The organism is Hyphomonas sp. CACIAM 19H1 (assembly GCF_003325995.1).
GTDB classification, from domain to species: Bacteria; Pseudomonadota; Alphaproteobacteria; order Caulobacterales; family Hyphomonadaceae; genus Hyphomonas; species Hyphomonas polymorpha.
In genome coordinates, this window is sequence record NZ_CP016437.1 from 3917624 (window position 1) to 3936675 (window position 19052).

The window sequence follows — 19052 nt, forward strand, 5'->3', positions numbered from 1 at the left end:
CGCCGGAAGGGCAGGGCCTATATGAGGGCCGCAGCGACGAAAGCGGGCCTCCAGCCGTGAGGCCCTTTACCAGGAGGCAAGGGTCGGACATGCCGTCAAAGGACAGCTTTAAATCGAAAAGCACGCTCACAGCAGCTGGCAAGACGTACACTTACTACTCGCTGGAAGCGGCGGCGAAGAATGCAGGCCTGGGCGATGTTTCGCGCCTGCCCGCCTCGCTGAAGGTTCTCTTGGAGAACATGCTGCGATTTGAAGACGGCCTGACGGTTGTTGAAGACGACATCCGCGCCTTCGGCGAATGGGCCGACAAGGGCGGCCAGAACCCCCGCGAGATCGCCTATCGCCCGGCCCGCGTGCTGATGCAGGACTTCACCGGCGTTCCGGCTGTGGTCGACCTTGCCGCGATGCGCGACGGCATCATGGGCCTCGGCGGCAGCGCCAACAAGATCAACCCGCTGGTTCCGGTCGATCTCGTGATCGACCACTCGGTGATGATCGACGAGTTCGGCACCCCGCGCGCCTTCCAGGCCAACGTCGATCTGGAATATGAGCGCAACATGGAGCGCTACACCTTCCTCAAATGGGGTCAGAAGGCGTTCAACAATTTCCGCGTTGTTCCGCCCGGCACCGGCATCTGCCACCAGGTGAACCTCGAATACCTCGCCCAGACAGTGTGGACCGATACCGACACCGACGGCTCCATCCTCGCCTATCCCGATACGCTGGTGGGCACCGACAGCCACACCACGATGGTCAACGGCCTCGCCGTTCTCGGCTGGGGCGTCGGCGGGATCGAAGCTGAGGCGGCCATGCTCGGCCAGCCGGTTTCGATGCTGATCCCGGAAGTCGTCGGCTTCAAGATCACCGGCGCGCTGAAAGAAGGCGTCACGGCGACCGACCTCGTGCTGAAAGTGGTGCAGATGCTCCGCAAGCACGGCGTTGTGAACAAGTTCGTCGAATTCTACGGCGCCGGCCTCGACAACATGCCGCTCGCTGACCGCGCCACCATCGCCAACATGGCCCCGGAATATGGCGCCACCTGTGGCTTCTTCCCGATTGATGACGAAACGATCCGCTATCTCCGCCAGACCGGCCGCGAGGAAGACCGTATCGCCCTCGTGGAAGCTTACGCCAAACAGAACGGCTTCTGGCGCGGCGCCGATTATGCACCGGTCTACACCTCGACGCTGCACCTCGATCTCGGCGATGTCGTGCCGGCCATTTCCGGCCCGAAGCGCCCGCAGGATCACGTCGCGCTCGACGCGGCTGCCAAGGTCTTCGGCGAATATATCGAAGGCATCCGCAAGCCTGCCGTCGCCCCGCAGCAGCAGAAGTCGGACATGACGGAAGAAGGCGGCGCGCCTGCCCCGAAAACCATCCCCGGCGACGCGCCCGGCGCCAATGAAGGCGCCGTCGAAGGGCAGGACTACAAGCTGCGCGACGGCTCTGTGGTCATCGCCTCGATCACCTCCTGCACCAACACGTCGAACCCCTATGTGCTGATCGGCGCTGGCCTCGTCGCCCGGAAGGCCCGCGCGCTGGGTCTTACCCGCAAGCCCTGGGTGAAAACCTCGCTGGCGCCCGGATCGCAGGTCGTTTCCGAATACCTCAACGCCGCTGGCCTGCAGGAAGATCTCGACGCCATCGGGTTCAACCTGGTCGGCTATGGCTGCACCACCTGTATCGGCAACTCCGGCCCGCTGGCCCCGGAAATCTCCAAATCGATCAACGAGAACGATCTCGTGGCGGTTTCGGTGCTGTCGGGTAACCGCAACTTCGAGGGCCGCATCAGCCCCGACGTGCGCGCCAACTATCTCGCCTCCCCGCCCTTGGTCGTCGCCTATGCCATCGCCGGTGACATGAACATCGACATCACCAGGGATCCGATCGGTACGTCGAAAGACGGCCAGCCGGTCTATCTCAAGGACATCTGGCCGACGACCAAAGAGATCGCCGACATGGTCCATGCTGTCGTCACCCGCGAGATGTTCATCTCCAAATATGCTGACGTGTTCAAAGGCGACACGAAATGGCAGGGCGTCAAAACCACCGACGCGGAAACCTATGACTGGCCGGTCAGCTCGACCTATATCCAGAACCCGCCTTACTTCCGCGGCATGTCGCCAGAGAAGGGCGACATCAACCCGATCAAGGGTGCCCGCGTGCTGGCGCTTCTGGGCGACATGATCACCACCGACCACATCTCTCCGGCCGGTTCGTTCAAGGCCAACAGCCCGGCAGGCAAATACCTCACCGAGCGTCAGGTTCCGGTGAAGGATTTCAACTCCTACGGCTCGCGCCGCGGCAACCATGAAATCATGATGCGCGGCACCTTTGCCAACATCCGTATCAAGAACGAGATGCTCGACGGCGTTGAGGGTGGCTACACTCTCGGCCCGGATGGCGAGCAGACTTCAATCTATGATGCGGCCATGGCCTGGATCGACCGGGGCGTTCCGCTGGTCGTCATCGGCGGCATCGAATACGGCGCCGGCTCCAGCCGTGACTGGGCGGCCAAGGGCACAAACCTGCTTGGCGTCAAAGCCGTGATCGCCGAGAGCTTCGAGCGGATCCACCGCTCCAACCTCGTCGGCATGGGCGTCATCCCGTTCGAGTTCACCGGCGGCGACAACCGCAAGTCGCTCGGCCTCAAGGGCACCGAAGTCTTCGACATCGAAGGCCTCGGCAACGACATCCGCCCGCTTTCCATGGTGCCCTGCCAGATCACCTATGCCGACGGCACGGTGAAGACGATCCAGATCAAATGCCGGATCGATACCGAGATCGAGGTCGATTACGTCAAGCATGGCGGCGTGCTGCACTATGTGCTGCGCAACCTTGCCCGCGCCTCGTAAGACTTTGAAAATCCCGCCACAGATCGCCTGTGGCGGGGTTTTTGCAGCCTCTCACGCGGCTGTGACTGTCGGCATTTTGCCCCAGAGCATATAAGCGAGTTGTGATGAAGCGACTGGCTATCCTGTTTTCTTCCCTTGCCGCTGCCTTTGCAGCGCCGCTGGCTTATGCCGAGGGCCCGGTTCTGGTGGAGCTTTTTGCCTCCAAGAACTGCCGCTCCTGCCCGGCGGCCTACAAGGCGATGGACGAGCTGGAAGCTCAGCGCGACGATGTTGGCGTGCTGACCTGGCCGGTCGACTACTGGGATTATCTCGGCAGCAAGGAAAAGATGGCGCTGCCGGAATCGAAAGACCGTCAGCGCGGCTATGTCGAACGCTTTTCGCTGCGCGGGCCCTATACGCCTCAGGCGGTGTTCAACGGCGTGAAACAGGCGCCGGGCAACAAGTCCAGCAAGGTCGACGCGGCGCTGGAAGAGGCGCTCGCCCAGCCCGAATCCGGCATCCGTATCGTTCGCAAGACCGGTAAGGTGTCCCTGAAGGGTGAAACCACCAGCCTCACTGATCTCTGGTGGGTCGCCTACCTCAAGGATGAGGACAACGAGACCAAGATGCCCAACCCGGTCACATCCGTCCGGCAGATCGGGCCCTGGCTCGGCGGGCGCGCGGATATCGAGCTGCCAGCCTGCGAATCCGGCTGTATGCTGATCGTTCAGGAGGCCGGTTTCGGCCCTGTTCTCGCCGTCATGGACGTGCGCTGATCATTCTTCTTCGGGTGCCGCCTCGTCCGGCGCTTCCCCGCCGGGCGGTTGCGCGATGGACGCAATGGCGGGCGCAAAGTCCATCCAGTCGATCTGAGAAATCTGGAAAGCCCAGCCCCTGGCGCGCTCATTGATGGCGGCCGCGCGATGGGCTCCTTCGCCTGCTTCTATGGCGCGCAGGGTGACGAAGAAACCATCCGCTTCCCGGTAGGGGCGCACTTCCACCTCCAGCCCGTCATGCGTCTGGGTAACATGCGTGCCCACGGGCCGCGTCCGCAGGGCGCCTGCCGGACGCACGCCCACCGGCTGCAGCCGTGTCAGCGCCAGGGCGGGGCCGGTCGTCACCAGGCGATTGACCAGCTGATAATCCTGATAGGGCGGCGCCGGAACGAACGCCCGGTCGCTCGATCCGATCGTGCGCTGAAGATAAAGCGAGGCGCCCGTCGCGTCGGTCAGGCGCACGGCGGCGACGGCATCGCCGTTCAGGTCGATGATGTCGAGATCCAGCCAGGCCTGCGCAGAGTAGAGCGGGGGCAGGGTGCCGGTCACGCGATAGGCCTGCATCTCGCCGGGGCGGCGCACATAGATATGCTCGTCCTTGCGCCCGGTCAGCAGGGAGGCCTCAACCTCCCCATCCGGGCCGATCACTTCCACCAGCGCGCCATTCCCGCCATCGCGCGGATCACCCAGGCCGATGGCGTTCATCTTGGCCGGATCGCGCGTGCGCGGCGCGTCCCATACCAGCGTCTCCAGCCCGCCTGCCAGCTCGTTCAGCCGGTCGGCGCGGATGGGGTATCCGTCCGTACCCGACAGGCGCCAGCCGCCCGGCGTGGCAAACAGGGTGTAGCTTTCATCCGCCAGGGTCACGCGAATCTCTCTTGCGTCTGCGCGCACCTGGGCAAAGCCGGGCAGAACAGGCTGGCCCTGCAGATCGCTGCGGGGCGCAGGGGCGCTGCCGATAAACTGGCTGGCGATTGCCGCCACAGCCAGCCCGCCCGCCAGAGCGGCCATGATCCTGACGCGGAAGGTGCGTTGCTGGCTGCGCCCGGCGGTCATGCCTTGCCCCTCCGCCGCTTGGTCTGCCGGCGCCAGACGAGAATGCCGGCCAGCGTTACCAGCAGCGGCCCGCCCCAGATATTGATGGCCTTGAGCGTTGATTCCAGCTGGTCGATGTCGCGGCGATAATCCCGTTCAATATCGCGCAGGCTTGCCCGGATGGAGAGGATATCCTCGCGCAGGGTGGCCAGCTCGCGGCGTTCGTCCTCGGTCAGCTCCGCTTCCGGATCGCCCGCAAAGAAGCCGTCTCCGGAGGCAGCGGACTGAAGCTCCGCCAGGCGTGCCTGCGCCGTGGAGAGGCGCGATTCCAGGGCAGACTGCTGGCGGAAATACTGCGCTTCGGCAGTGTCCCGCATCGTATCTATACGGTCCATCGGCCGCAGGCTCGCCGCGCGGGACCGAAGCCGGGAAAGCTCGCCCCGGCCGGCCAGCGCGTCGAGCGCATTGAGCAGCAGGGCGCCATTGTCCGCCACCACCATGCCACTGCCCGGCACAACATAGAAATCATCTGCCAGGAAATCCGCGTCGGCGATCAGCACCATCTCGGCCGGCGTCTGGCTGGCTGCGATGTGGGGCGGCAGGTTTGCCGCCTCGGCGCGGGCGGCTTCCGCCTCGGCCGGGTCAGCAGGCTGATCCATCGGCGGCGGGCCATCGGGAAAGGCAGTGGAGAGGTTTCCCGAAAGGCGCGCGGCAATCACCAGCGGCGCGGGCTCGGTCATATAGCTCTGCAACACTTCGTTCGGGCCCATATCGCGCGCCGCGCGGGCGGGATCGATATAGGAAGGGCTGGGCCCCGTAGTGATCAGCGGCGCGAAGGTCTCGCCTGCCGGCAAGTCATTCACGATCAACGCGCCGGGGGCGCCGAAATTGATCACGCGCATCAGGTCTGCCGTGATCGGATCTTCCCGGCTCATCGTTTCAGCTGGCACGCCCACGAACAGGGGGTGGGCCATCTCCTCGATACGCCCGCCGAAGGAGTCCACCGGTACGGTCAGCGCATTGGCCGCATCGGCCACCGCTTGCGGCGCCAGTTCCACGCCCCAGGCCGCCCCCAGCCGCCCGAGGCCGGAGCGGGCGAGGGAGTCTGTCGCCGAAAACATGGCTCCGGAAAGCGCCGTCTTGGCGGCGGGATCCACCACGAAAATGGCGCGCCCGTTGCGCAGCACGAACTGGTCGATCAGCCATTCCTGCCGGACCGTCAGCGGCCCCGGATGGGCCACCAGCAGCACGTCCATCTCCAGCAGGGAGTGGAAATCCTCCGGGATCTGCTCCACCGTGAAGCTGCGCCCGATATCCTGTAACACCACATAGCCGCTTTCAGCGTTCAGCGCGCGCATGCCAGGCAGCGAGCTGAGGATGCCGACTTTCGGCGGCGTGGGATTGTCCAGCCGGGCAATCATCCGGGTAAGGTCATATTCCAGCGTCGTCTCGCGCTCGGGCGCGAGGAAAGGGATGAGGCGCAGGTCGTCGATCGTGTTGCGGCCTATGATGCCGAAATAGAGCGGATCGCTCCCCGCGGCAGGAATGGCGCTGATGCCGGCGGCGAGGGCTTCATCCTCGGCCTCGGAGAAGGGTTTGGGGTCAATCTCCCGCACGCGGACATTGCCGCCCGATTCGGCGGCGTAGGTTGCCAGCAGCTCGCGTACACGGGCCGCATGGGCCTGGATCGCCGGATAATCCTGCCCCACGCGGCGGGAATAGACGTAAGTAAGCTCCACCGGCTCGGCCAGATCGCGCAGCGTCACCCGCGTGGCATCCGACAGCGTGTAGAGCTTGCCTTCGGTAAAATCGAGGCGCGCGCCGGCCAGCAGCTTCTGCGCGGCAATGTTCCCCGCCAGCAGGATCACGCCTGCCAGCAGCGTCATGACCAGAATATAGCGCCGCGCCTGCATACCTAGCCAAGCCTCCGGCGCGACGCCCAGAGGCCGTTAAGGAAGGCAAAGGTGGCAGTAAAGCCCAGGAAATAGGCCACCACGCGCAGTTCCAGCACGCCGCGCTGGGCGCTTTCAAACTGGGTGATGAAGGAAAAGCGCGCGATGAGATCGGCAAAGCCGGTGCCGAATAGCGTCTGCACGGTTGAGAGCACCAGCGGCCAGCCCGCCGCCGTAAAGATGAAAGCGACGACCACGGAAATCACGAACGCGGTTACCTGGCTGCCTGTCAGCGCAGAGACCGCCGCGCCGATGGAAAGATACGCCCCCGCCATCAGGAGACTGACGAAATAGGTGAGCGCGATGGCGGCATTGTCCGGATTGCCGAGATAGTTCACCGAGAGCCACATCGGCAGGGTGAGCAAGAGGCCCGTGCCCGCCACCGTCCAGGCCGCGCAGAGTTTTCCCAGCACCAACCCCGGCAGGCCAAGCGGCAGGGAGAGAAGCAGTTCATCCGTCCCCGCCGCGCGCTCATCGGCCCAGAGGCGCATGGCAAGGGCGGGCAGGAAAATCATGTAGAGCCAGGGGTGCCAGGCAAAGAAGGGCTGAAGATCGGCCACCCCGGAATCGAAGAAGCGCGCGGCTTCCCACGTAAAGAGGCCAAGCGCCAGCAGGAACACGGCCAGGAACACATAGGCCATGGGCGTTGCGAAATACGCATTCAGCTCACGGCGATATGTTGCGGTAAACCCGCTCATCTGTTGGCGGACGGCGCTGATCACAGCGTTTCCTCCTCCACCTGATCGGTCAGGCGGGCAAAGGCGCTCTCCAGCGTGCCGTCATCGCTGCGCTTTGCCAGGCCTGCGGGCGTGTCATCGGCCACGATCCGCCCCCGGCTGACCAGCACCGCGCGGTGACACATCGCGGGCACTTCGGTCAGTGTGTGGGTGGAGATGATGATGGCCTTTGTGGGCGCCATCCGGGCAATCAGCGCGCGCACGGCGCGTTTCTGGTTGGGGTCGAGGCCATCGGTCGGCTCGTCCAGCACCAGCACGGGCGGGTCATGCAGGATTGCCCCGGCAAGGCCCACCCGGCGGCGATAGCCTTTGGAGAGCGCGCCGATCCGCTGGCCCAGCACGCCGGAAATCCGCGCATCGGCAATCGTGCGCTCGATGGCGTCCTTGCGGCTCGCTTTCGGAATCTGCCGCGCGGTGGCGAGGAAAGCGAGAAACTCCGGCGGCGTCATGTCATTATAAAGCGGCGCGCCTTCGGGCAGGTAGCCGAGGGCGGCCTGCGCGGCGCGGCGCTCGGAAATGATGGACTTCCCGTCGATCAGCACATCGCCCACATCCGGCTCCAGCACGCCGGCAATCATCCGCATCGTGGTGGATTTGCCCGCGCCGTTCGGCCCCAGAAAGCCCAGCACGGTGCCTTTCTCCACGGCAAAGGATATGCCGCGCACGGCCTGCTTGGCCCCATAGGCTTTTTCGAGCGATCTGACGTCCAGCATGAATGTCCCGCGCTTCAGCGTGCCCCCGTGATAGCGGGCATCGCGCCAAGGTCAAAGCCGTAGGCTCAGAGATTACGCGGGATTTAGGTCAACCATAGGATTGAAAACTGATCCACAATTTACTTGAGAGCACCGTTTGATGATTCATTGTGAAACACGCTAGCTATTTCCGGTTGATCGCGTTTCTATAAAAAACATACATTCGGGATGAGTGGACACGCAGGGGCAAGCTAGTGGAGAAAGACAAAATCGGATCCTATTTGGAAAAGCGGAACACCGCAGAATACGGCGCAATCACGACATTGGGGGCGTCGCTCGGCTCACTCTTCACGATCCTTTGGGTGGCTCTAGTAGCTTTTATCTTTGTGGGTCTCTTAGACCGTGCGCAAAATGATGTAGAACTTTTGAAAACTATGCTGTGGCCATCGATCGTGGTTGGCCTTGGAGTTCCCCTCATCGTATTTGTATGGTTTGGCGGAGTAAGCATAGTTTCTGAGCTAGCTAGATTGCGTGGTCACCTAGCCCAACTCGACAAATATGTAAGTTCTTTTCAGGACATGGAAGAAACTAGCAAAGACATTGCTCACAACATTAGTGTTGCAAGCTCGACAATGGATTCGTCTGCCGCTTCGATAACCAATGCATCGAATGCTCTGAATGCTAACGTGGAGCAAATTAAGTCAGAGATTGAGCCTATCGTTACTCGCTTTGAGTCAATCGCGACGGGTCGGTCGAACCAAACAGCGAATTCTGTTGAGCGAACATCCCAACTTGATCAGATCAAAGACAGATTCTCTGAAATTTTGAAGGCTGCAGATGCGGTGTTTTACGCAAAGCTTTCTGAAAGAAATGAAAGTCCTGGGCGAGGCAATCGCAGGCTAGTCGTGGCCCCTGGGGGAACAAACAAGGGCGCTTTGACCGAAGAGCTTAGAGATAAGCTCACAGAAACGGAGTTCAGCTTCCTCCGCACGGCATACAAATTGGACATGAATTCGAGGCTGAAGGGGCGCTCTAACATCACCGAGGAAGACTTGATAAAGTTAGACCGACTTAACGAGCAGGTGGGCTAACCCTAATTCTACTGCAGTTCTTGAGTGCTCACGCCGAAAACCGCGCGACCTCTTCCAGCACGCACTTTGCTGCCACGGCCACGATCTTCCCGCCATCTTCCACGCTCGACTGGCTGGGGTCTGAGCCGATGCGGCCATCGGGAAAATCCCGGCGATACTGCACGGCGTCGCCAATCGTGCCCGAGGGCGCAATCTTCGGGCTCATTGCTGTTTTCGAGCGCTCCCGCTCCGGATAGCCCCAATAAGTGACGGAGACTTCCGACGGCGTGGCGTGGCTGCCATGGCCCACCGGGTAAAGCTCATTGCAGATGCCCATCACTTCCTTGAAGTCCCACCAGTCGCGTCGTTTCAGGCTGAGGCCCGGACGGTTCGTCTCCCCGCGCGGGTCAAAACTGCGGCGGGCATGGATTTCGGAGAAGGCGGCCTCAATGGTGGCAATGTTGCCGCCATGCCCGTTCAGCCAGTAGATCCGCTCAAAGCCATGCCGCATCAGGCTGTCGGTCCAGTCCACCATCGCCGCGATCATGGTGGAGGGGCGCAGGGTGATCGTGCCGGTAAAGCCAAGGTGATGCTGCGCGCAGCCGACATTGAAGGTCGGCCCCACAAGGATGTCGTCCGGCGCCAGGCTCTCGGCATGGTTGGCAATGATTTCCGGGCACAGAGCATCGGTTCCGATGAAGCCGTTGGGCCCATGCTGCTCGAACGAGCCGATGGGGATGACGATGGTTTTCGATTTCTTCAGCCAGGCTTCGATGTCGGGCCAGGTGGAAACGGGAAGGCGCATGAGACTAGTCCTTTCGCGGGGCAAGCCGGCGGGTGATATGGCCCATCTTGCGTCCGGGCCGGGCCTCACGCTTGCCGTAGAGGGTCAGAATATCATTCTTTCCGAGCGTTTGCGGGTCCACAAGGCCTGCGTCCCCGATCAGGTTCAGCATTTCCGCATCAAACAGGCGCCTTGTATCGCCCAGCGGCCAGCCGGCCACGGCGCGGATATGCTGCTCGAACTGGCCGGTCTGGCAGGCTTCCGGCGTCCAGTGGCCGGAATTATGCACGCGCGGGGCAAATTCGTTGGCCAGCAGCGTGCCATCGGGCAGCACGAAGAATTCCAGCGCCAGCACGCCCACATGGCCCAGCGCCTCGGCCAGATGCATCGCCTTGGCGCGCGCTTCGTCCTCCACAGACCGCGCGAGGCCAGAAGGTACGGTGGAGCGGGAAAGGATGCCGTTCTCATGTTCATTGCGCGGCGGCGCCCAGCTCGTCGTCTCGCCGGTCAGGCTGCGCGCCACCAGCACGGAGATTTCACACTGGAAGGCAATGGCGCCTTCCAGAATCGCTGGCGCCCCGCCGATCTTCTGCCAGGCGGCGTCCGCTTCGGCAGCGTCATGTACCCACGCCTGCCCCTTGCCGTCATAGCCTTCGCGGCGCGTCTTCAGCACGCCCTTGCCGCCGAGCTCCGCCAGCGCGGCGGGAATGTCGCCCGCCGCATCAATCTGCCGGAAGGGTGCGGTCGGGATGCCATGCGCGTTGAGGAAGGTCTTCTCGGTGAGGCGGTCCTGCGACACCGACAGCGATTTTGCCCCCGGCAGTACGCGCTTGCCCGCCCGCTCGATGATCTCGGCGCTCGCCACTGGCACATTCTCGAATTCCAGCGTGACGACATCACAGGCGGCGGCAAATTCGGTGAGCGCGTCGGCGTCATCCCAGTCTGCCTGGAAGGCGCCTGCGGCCACGCGGCCTGCGGGCGGATCATCCTCGGGAGAATAGATCAGAACATCGAAACCGAGTTGCGCTGCGGCGCTCGCCATCATCCGACCAAGCTGCCCGCCGCCCAATATCCCGATCGTCGCGCCGGGGCGAAGCGGGCTCATCCCTCGGGAACCTCTTTCACCGCTGCCGTCTGCGCGGCGCGGAAAGCGTCCAGCTTTGCGGCCACGGCCTTGTCTTCCAGCGCGATGATCGAAGCGGCCAGAATGCCGGCATTCGCCGCCCCGGCCTCGCCAATGGCAAGAGTGCCCACCGGAATGCCCTTGGGCATCTGCACGATGGAAAGAAGGCTATCGAGTCCCTTGAGGGCCTTGGATTGCACCGGCACGCCCAGCACCGGCAGCGGCGTCATCGAGGCGGCCATGCCGGGCAGGTGGGCCGCCCCGCCTGCGCCGGCGATGATCACCTTCAGGCCGCGCTCTTTCGCCGTGGTGGCATACTCGACCAGCCTCTGGGGGGTGCGGTGCGCCGAAACGATCTTCGCCTCGAAGGCGACGCCCATATCCTCGAGAATCTTCGCGGCCTCGCGCATCACTGGCCAGTCAGACTGGCTGCCCATGATGATGCCCACAACCGGGGAGCGCGCCTTGTCCATGCCTGCCTCGCCGCTGGAAAGCGCGCACCATAAGTATGCGCGGCCTCTGGTCAACCGGTCCTGTGAGGGGAAACCAGCGGCGGGGAATACAGATCTCCTCTACAAGCGCTGCGAACAGGGTTAGTGTTAACAGATGCCGACAGAGCTGCCCCCGCTGACTGATGCCGAAAAGCGTGCCCTGATCGATGCACTCGGGGTTGATCTGGCGCGGCTGGACCTGCGCGCCCGCGCCGCCATCGAGGCGCTTGCCGAAGAAGTGATCGCCCTGCGCGAAGAGGCCGATACGCTGCGGGCAAGCCTGGCCGACGCCGCCCTGCTGGCCGACAATGACGCGCTCTGCCCGGTCTTCAACCGCCGCGCCTTCGAGCGGGAAGTGCGCCGCGAAATCGCGCTTTCCGGCCGGTTCCAGACGCCGCTGACCCTGATTTTCATCGATCTGGACAACTTCAAGACGGTTAACGATGTCTATGGCCATGCCGCTGGGGACAGCGTGCTTCTGAAAGTGTCTGACATTCTGCTGGCCCGCACACGGGAGACAGACATTGTCGGCCGCCTCGGCGGAGATGAGTTCGGCATCGTGCTGGCCCATGCCAGCCTTGAGGACAGCCGCCGCAAGGCCGCCCAGCTCGCCGGCGCAATCGATGCGCTGGAAGTGCGGGGGGAGGAGGGCTCGTCTCTGCCTCCGGTCCAGATCGGAGCGTCCTGCGGCGTGGTCGAATGGAGCGCGGGCCAAAGCCCGGCGGCGCTCATTGCGCGAGCAGATCAGGCAATGTTTGCCGAAAAAGCGCGCCGGAAGGGCGAAGGGCGCACATTAAGGTGAAAATGCGGCAAGATACGTGGTTCTACCCATGACTCACCTACACGTGTGTGGCATTCTTGCATCACCGGTCAAACCGGACCGGAGACGTAAAGGAGACTGCCTATGTCGCTCAACGGTCGCATCAGTGAACTTGCTGCAAAGCACCGCAATCTGGACGAACAGATTTCCACCGAACAGAAACGCCCCTCTGCCGATGGCCTGGTCCTCAAGGATTTGAAGCGACAGAAACTCAGGATTAAGGAGCAGCTGCGACACCTCAAAGTCAGCTAGCCCTATCCCGGCAGTCCCGTTCCTGGGGGGCCGCAGGGCCTCAAAAGGAACGGGACACATGCCCTCCACCCAATCCAGCCTTTCTATCCCCATGGCCGCCTGAACCATGGCTCAGCCTGTAACCCTTGTTCTTGGCCTTGGCCGTGAAACCGGAGAGGCAATCGCCCGCCGCTTCGAAGATGAAGGCCACCGGGTTCTGGTCGCAGATCCGTCACTGGAGCGGATCGAGGCCGCCCGCGACACGCTCGATGAAGCGATCGAGTTCTATCATGGCGATCTGTCGACCAAGCTCGGCCTGCGCAACGCCGTCACCGCCGCAATCGAGGCGTTCGGCCGGATAGATCATGCCGTCATCGTGCCCCCCTATGAAGACCCCGACACGTTGCTCGATCTTGCCCAGGAGAAGTTCGAAAAAGCGCTCGGCAGGTCCGCCCGTGGCGCGGCGCTGGCCCTGCGGGTCGTGGCAGAGCGCCTGCTGGAACAGGAAGATCTCCCTGAAACCGGGGTCGAGCGCAAACGCCAGAAGGGCTCGGTCACCTTCGTTCTGCGCTATGCCGCGCAGGCCTCCATGCCGGGCCGTTTCACCGATACGGTCGCCCAGGCCGCTGTGCAGGGCGTCATGCGGGCTGGCGCGCTGGAGCTTGCCGAACATGCCATCCGCGTGAATGCGATTGTGTCCCTCCGCCCCAGCGAAGAGCGCGCCACGCCCTGGTCGCTCGGCCGCGTGCCGCTTGGCCGCGCGGTGCTCGCCGATGAGATCGCCGGCGCGGCCTTTTTCCTCGCCTCGCGGGACGCGGCCTTCATGACCGGGCAAAGCCTGATCATGGATGGCGGCCGCGCCACGCTTTCGGGCGTGCTGGACTAGCGCTAGAGAGTTTTCAGCGGCGAGACGCCGCCGGCCTCTGCCACGGCCTCAAAGCTCGCAACCGTCTCTGTGCTGAAGGTCTCGGTATAGATGTCCGACACCTTGCGGAACACCGCCCGCGCCGTAGACGGCGTCAGCGTCACCAGCGTGTAGCCATGGCCGAAGGGATCATGCCACACCACTTCCTGGTTGGCGTCGGCAATCTGCTGGCCGAGGTCTGGCACGTTCTTCACATACGCGCCCATGCCGGGGGAGGAGATGGATGTGCAGCCAAACTCTACCCCGCGCCGCGCGCCGGATGCATCGTAAAGTTCGTTGGCATAGGCCGTATGCGTATCACCTGCCAGCGTCACGAGCCGGGCATTGGCCGCTGCTGCGCTCTGGTAAAGACGCTCGCGCGCAGCCGGGTAGCCGTCCCACGCATCCAGGTTCCAGGGCAGGCTCAGCGCGGTAAAGGCGAGGAAAGCGCGCACCTCGGGCATGTCCTGTGCGGCAACCTGTTCGGGTGTCAGCGTTTGGGTGAAATTGGGCAATGCCACGCGCGCCATGATCACCTGATTGGCAAGAACCTGCCAGGCAGCGCCGGATGAAACGGATTTGGAAAGCTCCCCGTCCAGCCAGCTTTCCTGCTCGGCGCCCAGCATCGTGCGGGCCGGATCGGCGGCGGTCTGCAGCAGTTCGCGTGCCTTGCCGCCTGCTTCCACGGGCGAAGCGGCGTTGCCCAGTGCGCTCGCCCAGCTCAGGCTTTCCGAACGCCCCGTCAGGCGCGTTTCCAGGGCGTGCATCGTTGCCACATCGCCAAAGCGGAAACTGCGCCAGGCCGCCGAAGTGATCTCGCCGGGCTTGATGTCGCGGACGGGCATCCATTCAAAATAGGCCTGAACCGCGGCCATCTTCCGGTCGCTCCATTCGCCTTCGCCATCCTCGGGATTGTGGTTCTGCGCGCCGGTGCGGTAGGCGTCATTGGCGCTTTCATGATCGTCCCAGGTGCAGATCCAGGGCACGGCGGCATGAGCCGCCTGCAGGTTGGGATCGGTCTTGTACTGAGCATGACGCTGGCGATAGTCAGCCAGGGTCACAATCTCCGTGGACGGTTCATGCATCCGGTCCAGCTTGGCGGCGATGTCGCCGCCATATCCGTCGATACCGTATTCGTAGATATAGTCGCCCAGATGCACGATCACGTCGAGGTTGGGTTCGGCGGCCAGTGCCTTGTAGGCGTTGAACAGGCCGAACTGCCAGTTGGAACAGGAGACCACGGCAAGGTTCACCGCGCTTGTGCCGCTGGCGGCGGGTGTGCGCAGGCGCCCGGTGGGGGAAACCACATCGCCATGATCGGTCAGCGCAGTGAAGCGGTAGGTGTAGTCAGACCCTGGCTGAAGGCCGGTAGCGTCCACCTTCACGCAATAGTCGCGCGCTTCGCTTGCTTCGGTCACACCAGCGGCAACCGGGCTTTCCTGGCCCGCGCGCAGCACTTCCCAGCGCACGGGGATGGCGCCGGCGCCCGAAAGGGGCGTCACGCGCGTCCAGAGGATGATCCTGTCAGGCAGGGGATCGCCAGAGGCAACCCCGTGCTGGAAGGCCACCTCGCCCTTATAGGTTTGTGGACCCGTCTGGCCGCAGGCGGCCAAAGCCACCGTGCCCAATGCTGCGCCGCCCAGCAGGCCGCGCCGTGTAACCTGTGTCATCTTGTCTGGAACTCCCCAGTTGCGTGGCGCTCTCATGGCGCGAATTTGCGACACCAGCATGACGCGCGCTGAAAGCTTCGTCTATAAGGCGGCGATGAGCATGATTGTGATTACTTCTGAGGCAGCCGATGCCGGCCAGCGCCTGGATGCGTTCCTGGGCGCCCGCGCCGAGGGCATTTCCCGCTCGCGGGCCAAAGCCCTGATCGAGGAGGGCGCGGTCACGGTTGGCGGCGCCGTGGAAACAAATCCCCGCGCGCCGGTAAAGGCGGGCCTGGTCTATGCTGTGGCGCTGCCCGCGCCGGTGCCCGCCACGCCTCAGGCGGAGAATATCCCGCTGGAGATCCTGTTCGAGGACGCTCACCTGCTGATCCTCAACAAGCCGGCGGGCCTCGCCGTCCATCCCGCGCCCGGCAGTGAAACCGGCACGCTGGTCAACGCCCTCCTCTATCATTGCAAGGGCCAGCTTTCCGGCATTGGCGGGGTGGAGCGTCCCGGGATTGTTCACCGGCTCGACAAGCTGACCAGCGGTGTCATGGTCGCTGCCAAGACAGAAGCGGCCCATACCGGGCTCGCCGCCCTGTTCGAGCGTCACGACATCGACCGGCTCTACCGCGCCATCACGCGCGGCGCTCCGCGGCCCCTGTCGGGCACCATCGACGCGCCCATCGCGCGCTCTGAAAATGACCGCAAGAAAATGTCGGTTCACAAGAACCCCGACAGCCCCGCCGCCCGCCATGCGGTCACCCATTACCGGGCCATCGAAACCTATGGCTATAAAGACCGCGCCACGCGCCTGCCCGCCGCCGCGATGATCGAATGCCGCCTCGAAACCGGGCGCACGCATCAGATCCGGGTCCACATGACGCATGTAGGCGCCCCGCTGATCGGTGATCCGGTCTATGGCCGCCAGTCCGGCATCATGGCGTGGAAATCGCCCGCTGCGCCGGAAGCGGACTATGACGCAGCCCTCGCCGCCGCCCGCGCCTTCCCGCGCCAGGCGCTGCACGCCGCCGTGCTCGGCTTCGTCCACCCGATCACGGGCGAAACCCTCCGCTTTGAGCAGCCCCTTCCGGAAGACATGGCCGGGCTGATCAGCGCGCTAAGAAAGCTGCCGGTGGATTAAGGCAGGCGGAGAGCCTATGGCGCGCCGCCTGCGCCGGCCTGCGCAGAGGCCGTCTGCAGCGGCTCAAACCGCAGCGTGCGGGCCTGCAGGGTCACCTTGCCGATCCTGTCGGTGTCGGCAACGATCCGCACCGGCACGTGGCTGCCGTTTTCCAGCGGCGCCAGATACATGCGCAGCGGGCCATCAATACCGGTCAGCGTGTCCTTGTTCACTTCGCCCGCCTTGTAGCCGGCGATCTTGTCCATGGTCACATGGCATTCAATGGCCTGGCCGCTCCAGGCCGGGCTTTTCACATTCGCGGTGCCCTTGTTCTCCAGATGCAGATAGGTCAGCTGCTTGCCGTCGAACACGCGGATCGGCCCGCCGCACGGATCGGCGCCCTTGGCGCGCGGCTCCAGCGCGAAGGTGATCAGCGCGGTCAGCGGGTCATTCGCCAGGATCGCCTGTTCCTGCGTCGCGGCCGGGTCGCCCAGATCGCCAAAGCGCGGATTGGCCGTCATGGTGAAGCCGTCCTTCTTCATCGACAGTTCCACGCGGCGGTTCTTTTTCCCGTCGCGGTTCTGCGAGACATAGCCGGAGGTCTTCAATTCCTTGGCGCGGACAAAGCCGGAAGAAGCCAGCTCCATGTTATAATTGACGAACACATCGGCCAGGCCCGTCGTGCGCACCTTGGATTTGATCGTGTAGGTGTTCGGCTTCAGTTCCACATCGAAACTCGCCCGGCCGGTGGCGGGGATGATCAGGATCATTGCCCGAGCGTCCAGCTCATACACCATGCGCATGGGCTCGCCCGCCTTCACATTGGCCAGGAGATTGGTTTTCGGCGCGGCGGGGGCCGTATCGGCTGTGGAGAGGCCGGCAAGGGCAAATGTCGCAGCGGCGGCAAGGAGGAGGCGCTTCATGGGAGGGTCGATCCTTCTGGTCGGGCGGGCGCAAACGCCTGCTGAGCGGGTATATATAGTCGCCTTGTCCCAACGCCGCCTGAACGAACCGGCCCCCAAGATGCCGCATTCTTCAGGCCTCGCCCACTGACATAAAGTGACAGAGCGTGACATGGGAGCGCAATTCTCCGCCCGCAAGCCTGATTGCGGCGGTTGACAGGGCGCCCCCGCAGACTGTAGACGCGCGCCTTCAGATCAAAGAACACCTCTTTTTCGGAGCGAGGCCCATGTCCCGCGAATGTGAACTCACTGGCACCAAGCCGATGGTTGGCCATATCGTCAGCCACTCGCAGATCAAGACCAAGCGTCGTTATCTGCCCAACCTCGTGCAGGTTACGCTGCACTCTGAAGCCCTGAACCAGGACTTCAAACTGCGCATCGCGGCGAAAGCCCTGCGCACGGTCGACAAGCTCGGCGGCCTCGACGCTTTCCTCGCCAAGGCGAAGGAAGACGGCCTCTCCGACAAGGCCCTCAAGATCAAGCGCGACATCGCGAAGAAAGCTGCCGCTTAAGCGCCCTCTTTCTCCGGCTTCCGCTGCTGACAAAAGTTCACGCCGGGCCTCCTCGCAGGCCCGGTGTTTTTGTTTGGGCTGTCCCTGGGTTGTGGAATTCAGGGTAGCTAAAATTTTTTCTTAGGGTTTCACGTTTATCCACCTTCGGAACATCGGTTTTCCGTCTGGGGGAGAAACATGAAGAGACTTGTTCTGGCCGCTACCCTGATTGGTCTTGGCGCCTGCGCCAATCACGCGCCTGGCAAACAGGGCGTGATGGGCCTGCCCGGCTTCATGAATGAAACCCAGACCATCGCGCGTCAGCGCCCGGCGCTCCCCGTCACCCACTATATCCGCTGGAACCCCGGCGACCGTCTGATGCATGGTCTGGAACTCGACTATATCAGCGGCATGTCCCAGCGGGACTATCTTTTCGAGGAACCCAATCAGGGCCTCTTCCGCCCGATGGTCGACAGTTCTCTCAAGGGATCCGGCCTCGAGGCAAAAACAGCGGCGGGGGCGCGCTATGCGCTGCAGATCGAATTCCATGAGTTGAAATCGGACGCGTTTGGCCGCCACTTTGCCGGAACCACCAGCGCTACCTACCGCGTCGTTGACCGCCGCACGGGGCAGCCGGTTTATGAAAATCTGATCCGGTCCAGCTTCCTTGCCGAATATCCCGGTCTCAATGAAGATGATGCCAGCTTCGCCTATAACGTCTCCGCCCCCGGCGTGATTGCCTCGACAGCCGTCTTTGGCGCCTTCACCCTTTACGAAGGCGGGCTGGTCGAAGTCTGGAACAATAACCGCAAGCTTCAGAACTTCTTCGGCGGCAGTTCGATTGACGAGTTGTCGCAAGCCGAATGGAACGATGTCTATCAAGGCTATGTCTGGACAGCCGGCATTTCCGCCCTTTCCGGCCCCGCGCTGGTGCTGCTCGGCCAGATGAATCCCTTGAACTATGCGGCTCTGCAGACCGACCCGGCAAATTATCTCCCCCTCGGTCTATCGAGCGCCGATGAGAAGCAGAAAGCCGCTGCCGCCACCCGTCACGGTAACCTCTCGACCGTCGGCGAAGGGTCACGCAATGCACGCACGCGCGCCCAACAGCTCAATACGCACATCCTCGCCCAGAGCCTCACCTACTTCCTGCTTGATCTGGCCCAGTCCGAAGACGTCCGCCTCACCCAGCTCGTTTCCTGCCAAAGCGATGAATACACCGCAGACGCAATGATCCAGGCCGTGCGCATGAAATCGAAGATCATTACGGACAACTGCCTGGACTATGTGAAGAAGGACCAGCGCCGCGGCGTGCCGATCACCGCTTACCGGTAACCTGCTCCCAGCCGCTGATAAAAGTTCACGCCGGGCCTCCTCG

General features: G+C 63.3%; 18 protein-coding genes. 9 read left to right on the plus strand and 9 right to left on the minus strand.

Translation table 11 applies throughout. The features are described 5' to 3' along the window. Positions 1-89 precede the first annotated feature (89 nt). Positions 90-2855 carry an aconitate hydratase AcnA gene (gene acnA / locus BBF93_RS18540; protein ID WP_114106846.1) on the plus strand — a complete coding sequence of 922 codons (2766 nt, stop codon included), beginning with the start codon at positions 90-92 and terminating at the stop codon, positions 2853-2855. Between the two features lie 104 nt (positions 2856-2959). Further along, positions 2960-3610 (plus strand): DUF1223 domain-containing protein, encoded by a 651-nt coding sequence (locus tag BBF93_RS18545; RefSeq protein ID WP_051612483.1) that lies wholly within the window; start codon positions 2960-2962, stop codon positions 3608-3610. Here the strand turns inward: BBF93_RS18545 and BBF93_RS18550 are convergent, their stop codons facing one another. Genes BBF93_RS18550 through BBF93_RS18565 form a run of 4 tightly spaced genes read right to left on the minus strand, consistent with a single transcriptional unit; the run spans position 3611 to position 8047 of the window. Further along, positions 3611-4666, minus strand: a complete 1056-nt coding sequence (locus tag BBF93_RS18550) for a DUF4340 domain-containing protein (RefSeq protein WP_114106847.1) — start codon at positions 4664-4666, stop codon at positions 3611-3613. Beyond that, complete coding sequence (locus tag BBF93_RS18555) at positions 4663-6558, minus strand: GldG family protein (RefSeq protein WP_114106848.1); 1896 nt, start codon at positions 6556-6558, stop codon at positions 4663-4665. Before BBF93_RS18555 ends, BBF93_RS18550 begins: the two co-directional genes overlap by 4 nt. A 2-nt stretch (positions 6559-6560) precedes the next feature. Then, positions 6561-7319, minus strand: coding sequence for an ABC transporter permease subunit (locus BBF93_RS18560; RefSeq protein WP_233349208.1), 759 nt, complete (start codon positions 7317-7319; stop codon positions 6561-6563). Then, a complete protein-coding gene (locus BBF93_RS18565; protein WP_114106849.1) occupies positions 7316-8047 on the minus strand; it encodes an ABC transporter ATP-binding protein in 732 nt (243 codons plus the stop codon). The genes BBF93_RS18560 and BBF93_RS18565 overlap by 4 nt, the downstream gene beginning before the upstream one ends. Before the next feature lie 233 nt (positions 8048-8280). On the opposite strand from BBF93_RS18565, the gene BBF93_RS18570 reads away from it, so the two are divergent. Then, a complete protein-coding gene (locus BBF93_RS18570) occupies positions 8281-9117 on the plus strand; it encodes a hypothetical protein (RefSeq protein WP_114106850.1) in 837 nt (278 codons plus the stop codon). A gap of 28 nt (positions 9118-9145) precedes the next feature. Here BBF93_RS18570 and BBF93_RS18575 read toward each other — a convergent pair whose 3' ends face one another. From BBF93_RS18575 to purE, 3 genes are read right to left on the minus strand one after another with little or no spacing between them, the layout of a single operon-like run. Then, positions 9146-9901: a creatininase family protein gene (locus BBF93_RS18575; RefSeq protein ID WP_114106851.1), complete on the minus strand. Its 756-nt coding sequence runs from the start codon at positions 9899-9901 to the stop codon at positions 9146-9148. Between the two features lie 4 nt (positions 9902-9905). Then, complete coding sequence (locus tag BBF93_RS18580; protein ID WP_114106852.1) at positions 9906-10985, minus strand: 5-(carboxyamino)imidazole ribonucleotide synthase; 1080 nt, start codon at positions 10983-10985, stop codon at positions 9906-9908. Further along, positions 10982-11476, minus strand: a complete 495-nt coding sequence (gene purE, locus BBF93_RS18585; protein WP_114106853.1) for a 5-(carboxyamino)imidazole ribonucleotide mutase — start codon at positions 11474-11476, stop codon at positions 10982-10984. Before purE ends, BBF93_RS18580 begins: the two co-directional genes overlap by 4 nt. Positions 11477-11609: 133 nt before the next feature. On the opposite strand from purE, the gene BBF93_RS18590 reads away from it, so the two are divergent. The 3 genes from BBF93_RS18590 to BBF93_RS18600 all read left to right on the plus strand — a co-directional run bounded on the left by BBF93_RS18590 (position 11610) and on the right by BBF93_RS18600 (position 13431). Further along, positions 11610-12296 (plus strand): GGDEF domain-containing protein, encoded by a 687-nt coding sequence (locus BBF93_RS18590; protein ID WP_114106854.1) that lies wholly within the window; start codon positions 11610-11612, stop codon positions 12294-12296. A 102-nt stretch (positions 12297-12398) separates the two neighbouring features. Further along, the gene (locus tag BBF93_RS18595) at positions 12399-12566 is read left to right on the plus strand and encodes a YdcH family protein (RefSeq protein WP_084324251.1); all 168 of its coding nucleotides are present in this window, start codon (positions 12399-12401) and stop codon (positions 12564-12566) included. A 106-nt stretch (positions 12567-12672) separates the two neighbouring features. Further along, positions 12673-13431, plus strand: a complete 759-nt coding sequence (locus BBF93_RS18600; RefSeq protein WP_035597477.1) for an SDR family NAD(P)-dependent oxidoreductase — start codon at positions 12673-12675, stop codon at positions 13429-13431. Between the two features lie 2 nt (positions 13432-13433). Here BBF93_RS18600 and BBF93_RS18605 read toward each other — a convergent pair whose 3' ends face one another. Then, positions 13434-15119, minus strand: coding sequence for an alkaline phosphatase (locus tag BBF93_RS18605; RefSeq protein ID WP_114106855.1), 1686 nt, complete (start codon positions 15117-15119; stop codon positions 13434-13436). Positions 15120-15213: 94 nt separating this feature from the next. Here BBF93_RS18605 and BBF93_RS18610 point away from each other — a divergent pair, with 94 nt between their 5' ends. Beyond that, a complete protein-coding gene (locus BBF93_RS18610; protein ID WP_114107154.1) occupies positions 15214-16242 on the plus strand; it encodes an RluA family pseudouridine synthase in 1029 nt (342 codons plus the stop codon). Positions 16243-16256: 14 nt separating this feature from the next. On the opposite strand, the gene BBF93_RS18615 is transcribed toward BBF93_RS18610, so the two are convergent. Further along, positions 16257-17144, minus strand: a complete 888-nt coding sequence (locus BBF93_RS18615) for a DUF3108 domain-containing protein (RefSeq protein WP_035597482.1) — start codon at positions 17142-17144, stop codon at positions 16257-16259. 266 nt (positions 17145-17410) lie between these two features. Here BBF93_RS18615 and rpmB point away from each other — a divergent pair, with 266 nt between their 5' ends. Further along, positions 17411-17695, plus strand: coding sequence for a 50S ribosomal protein L28 (gene rpmB, locus BBF93_RS18620; RefSeq protein WP_114107155.1), 285 nt, complete (start codon positions 17411-17413; stop codon positions 17693-17695). Between the two features lie 177 nt (positions 17696-17872). Next, positions 17873-19009, plus strand: coding sequence for a hypothetical protein (locus BBF93_RS18625; RefSeq protein WP_035597487.1), 1137 nt, complete (start codon positions 17873-17875; stop codon positions 19007-19009). Positions 19010-19052 lie beyond the last annotated feature (43 nt).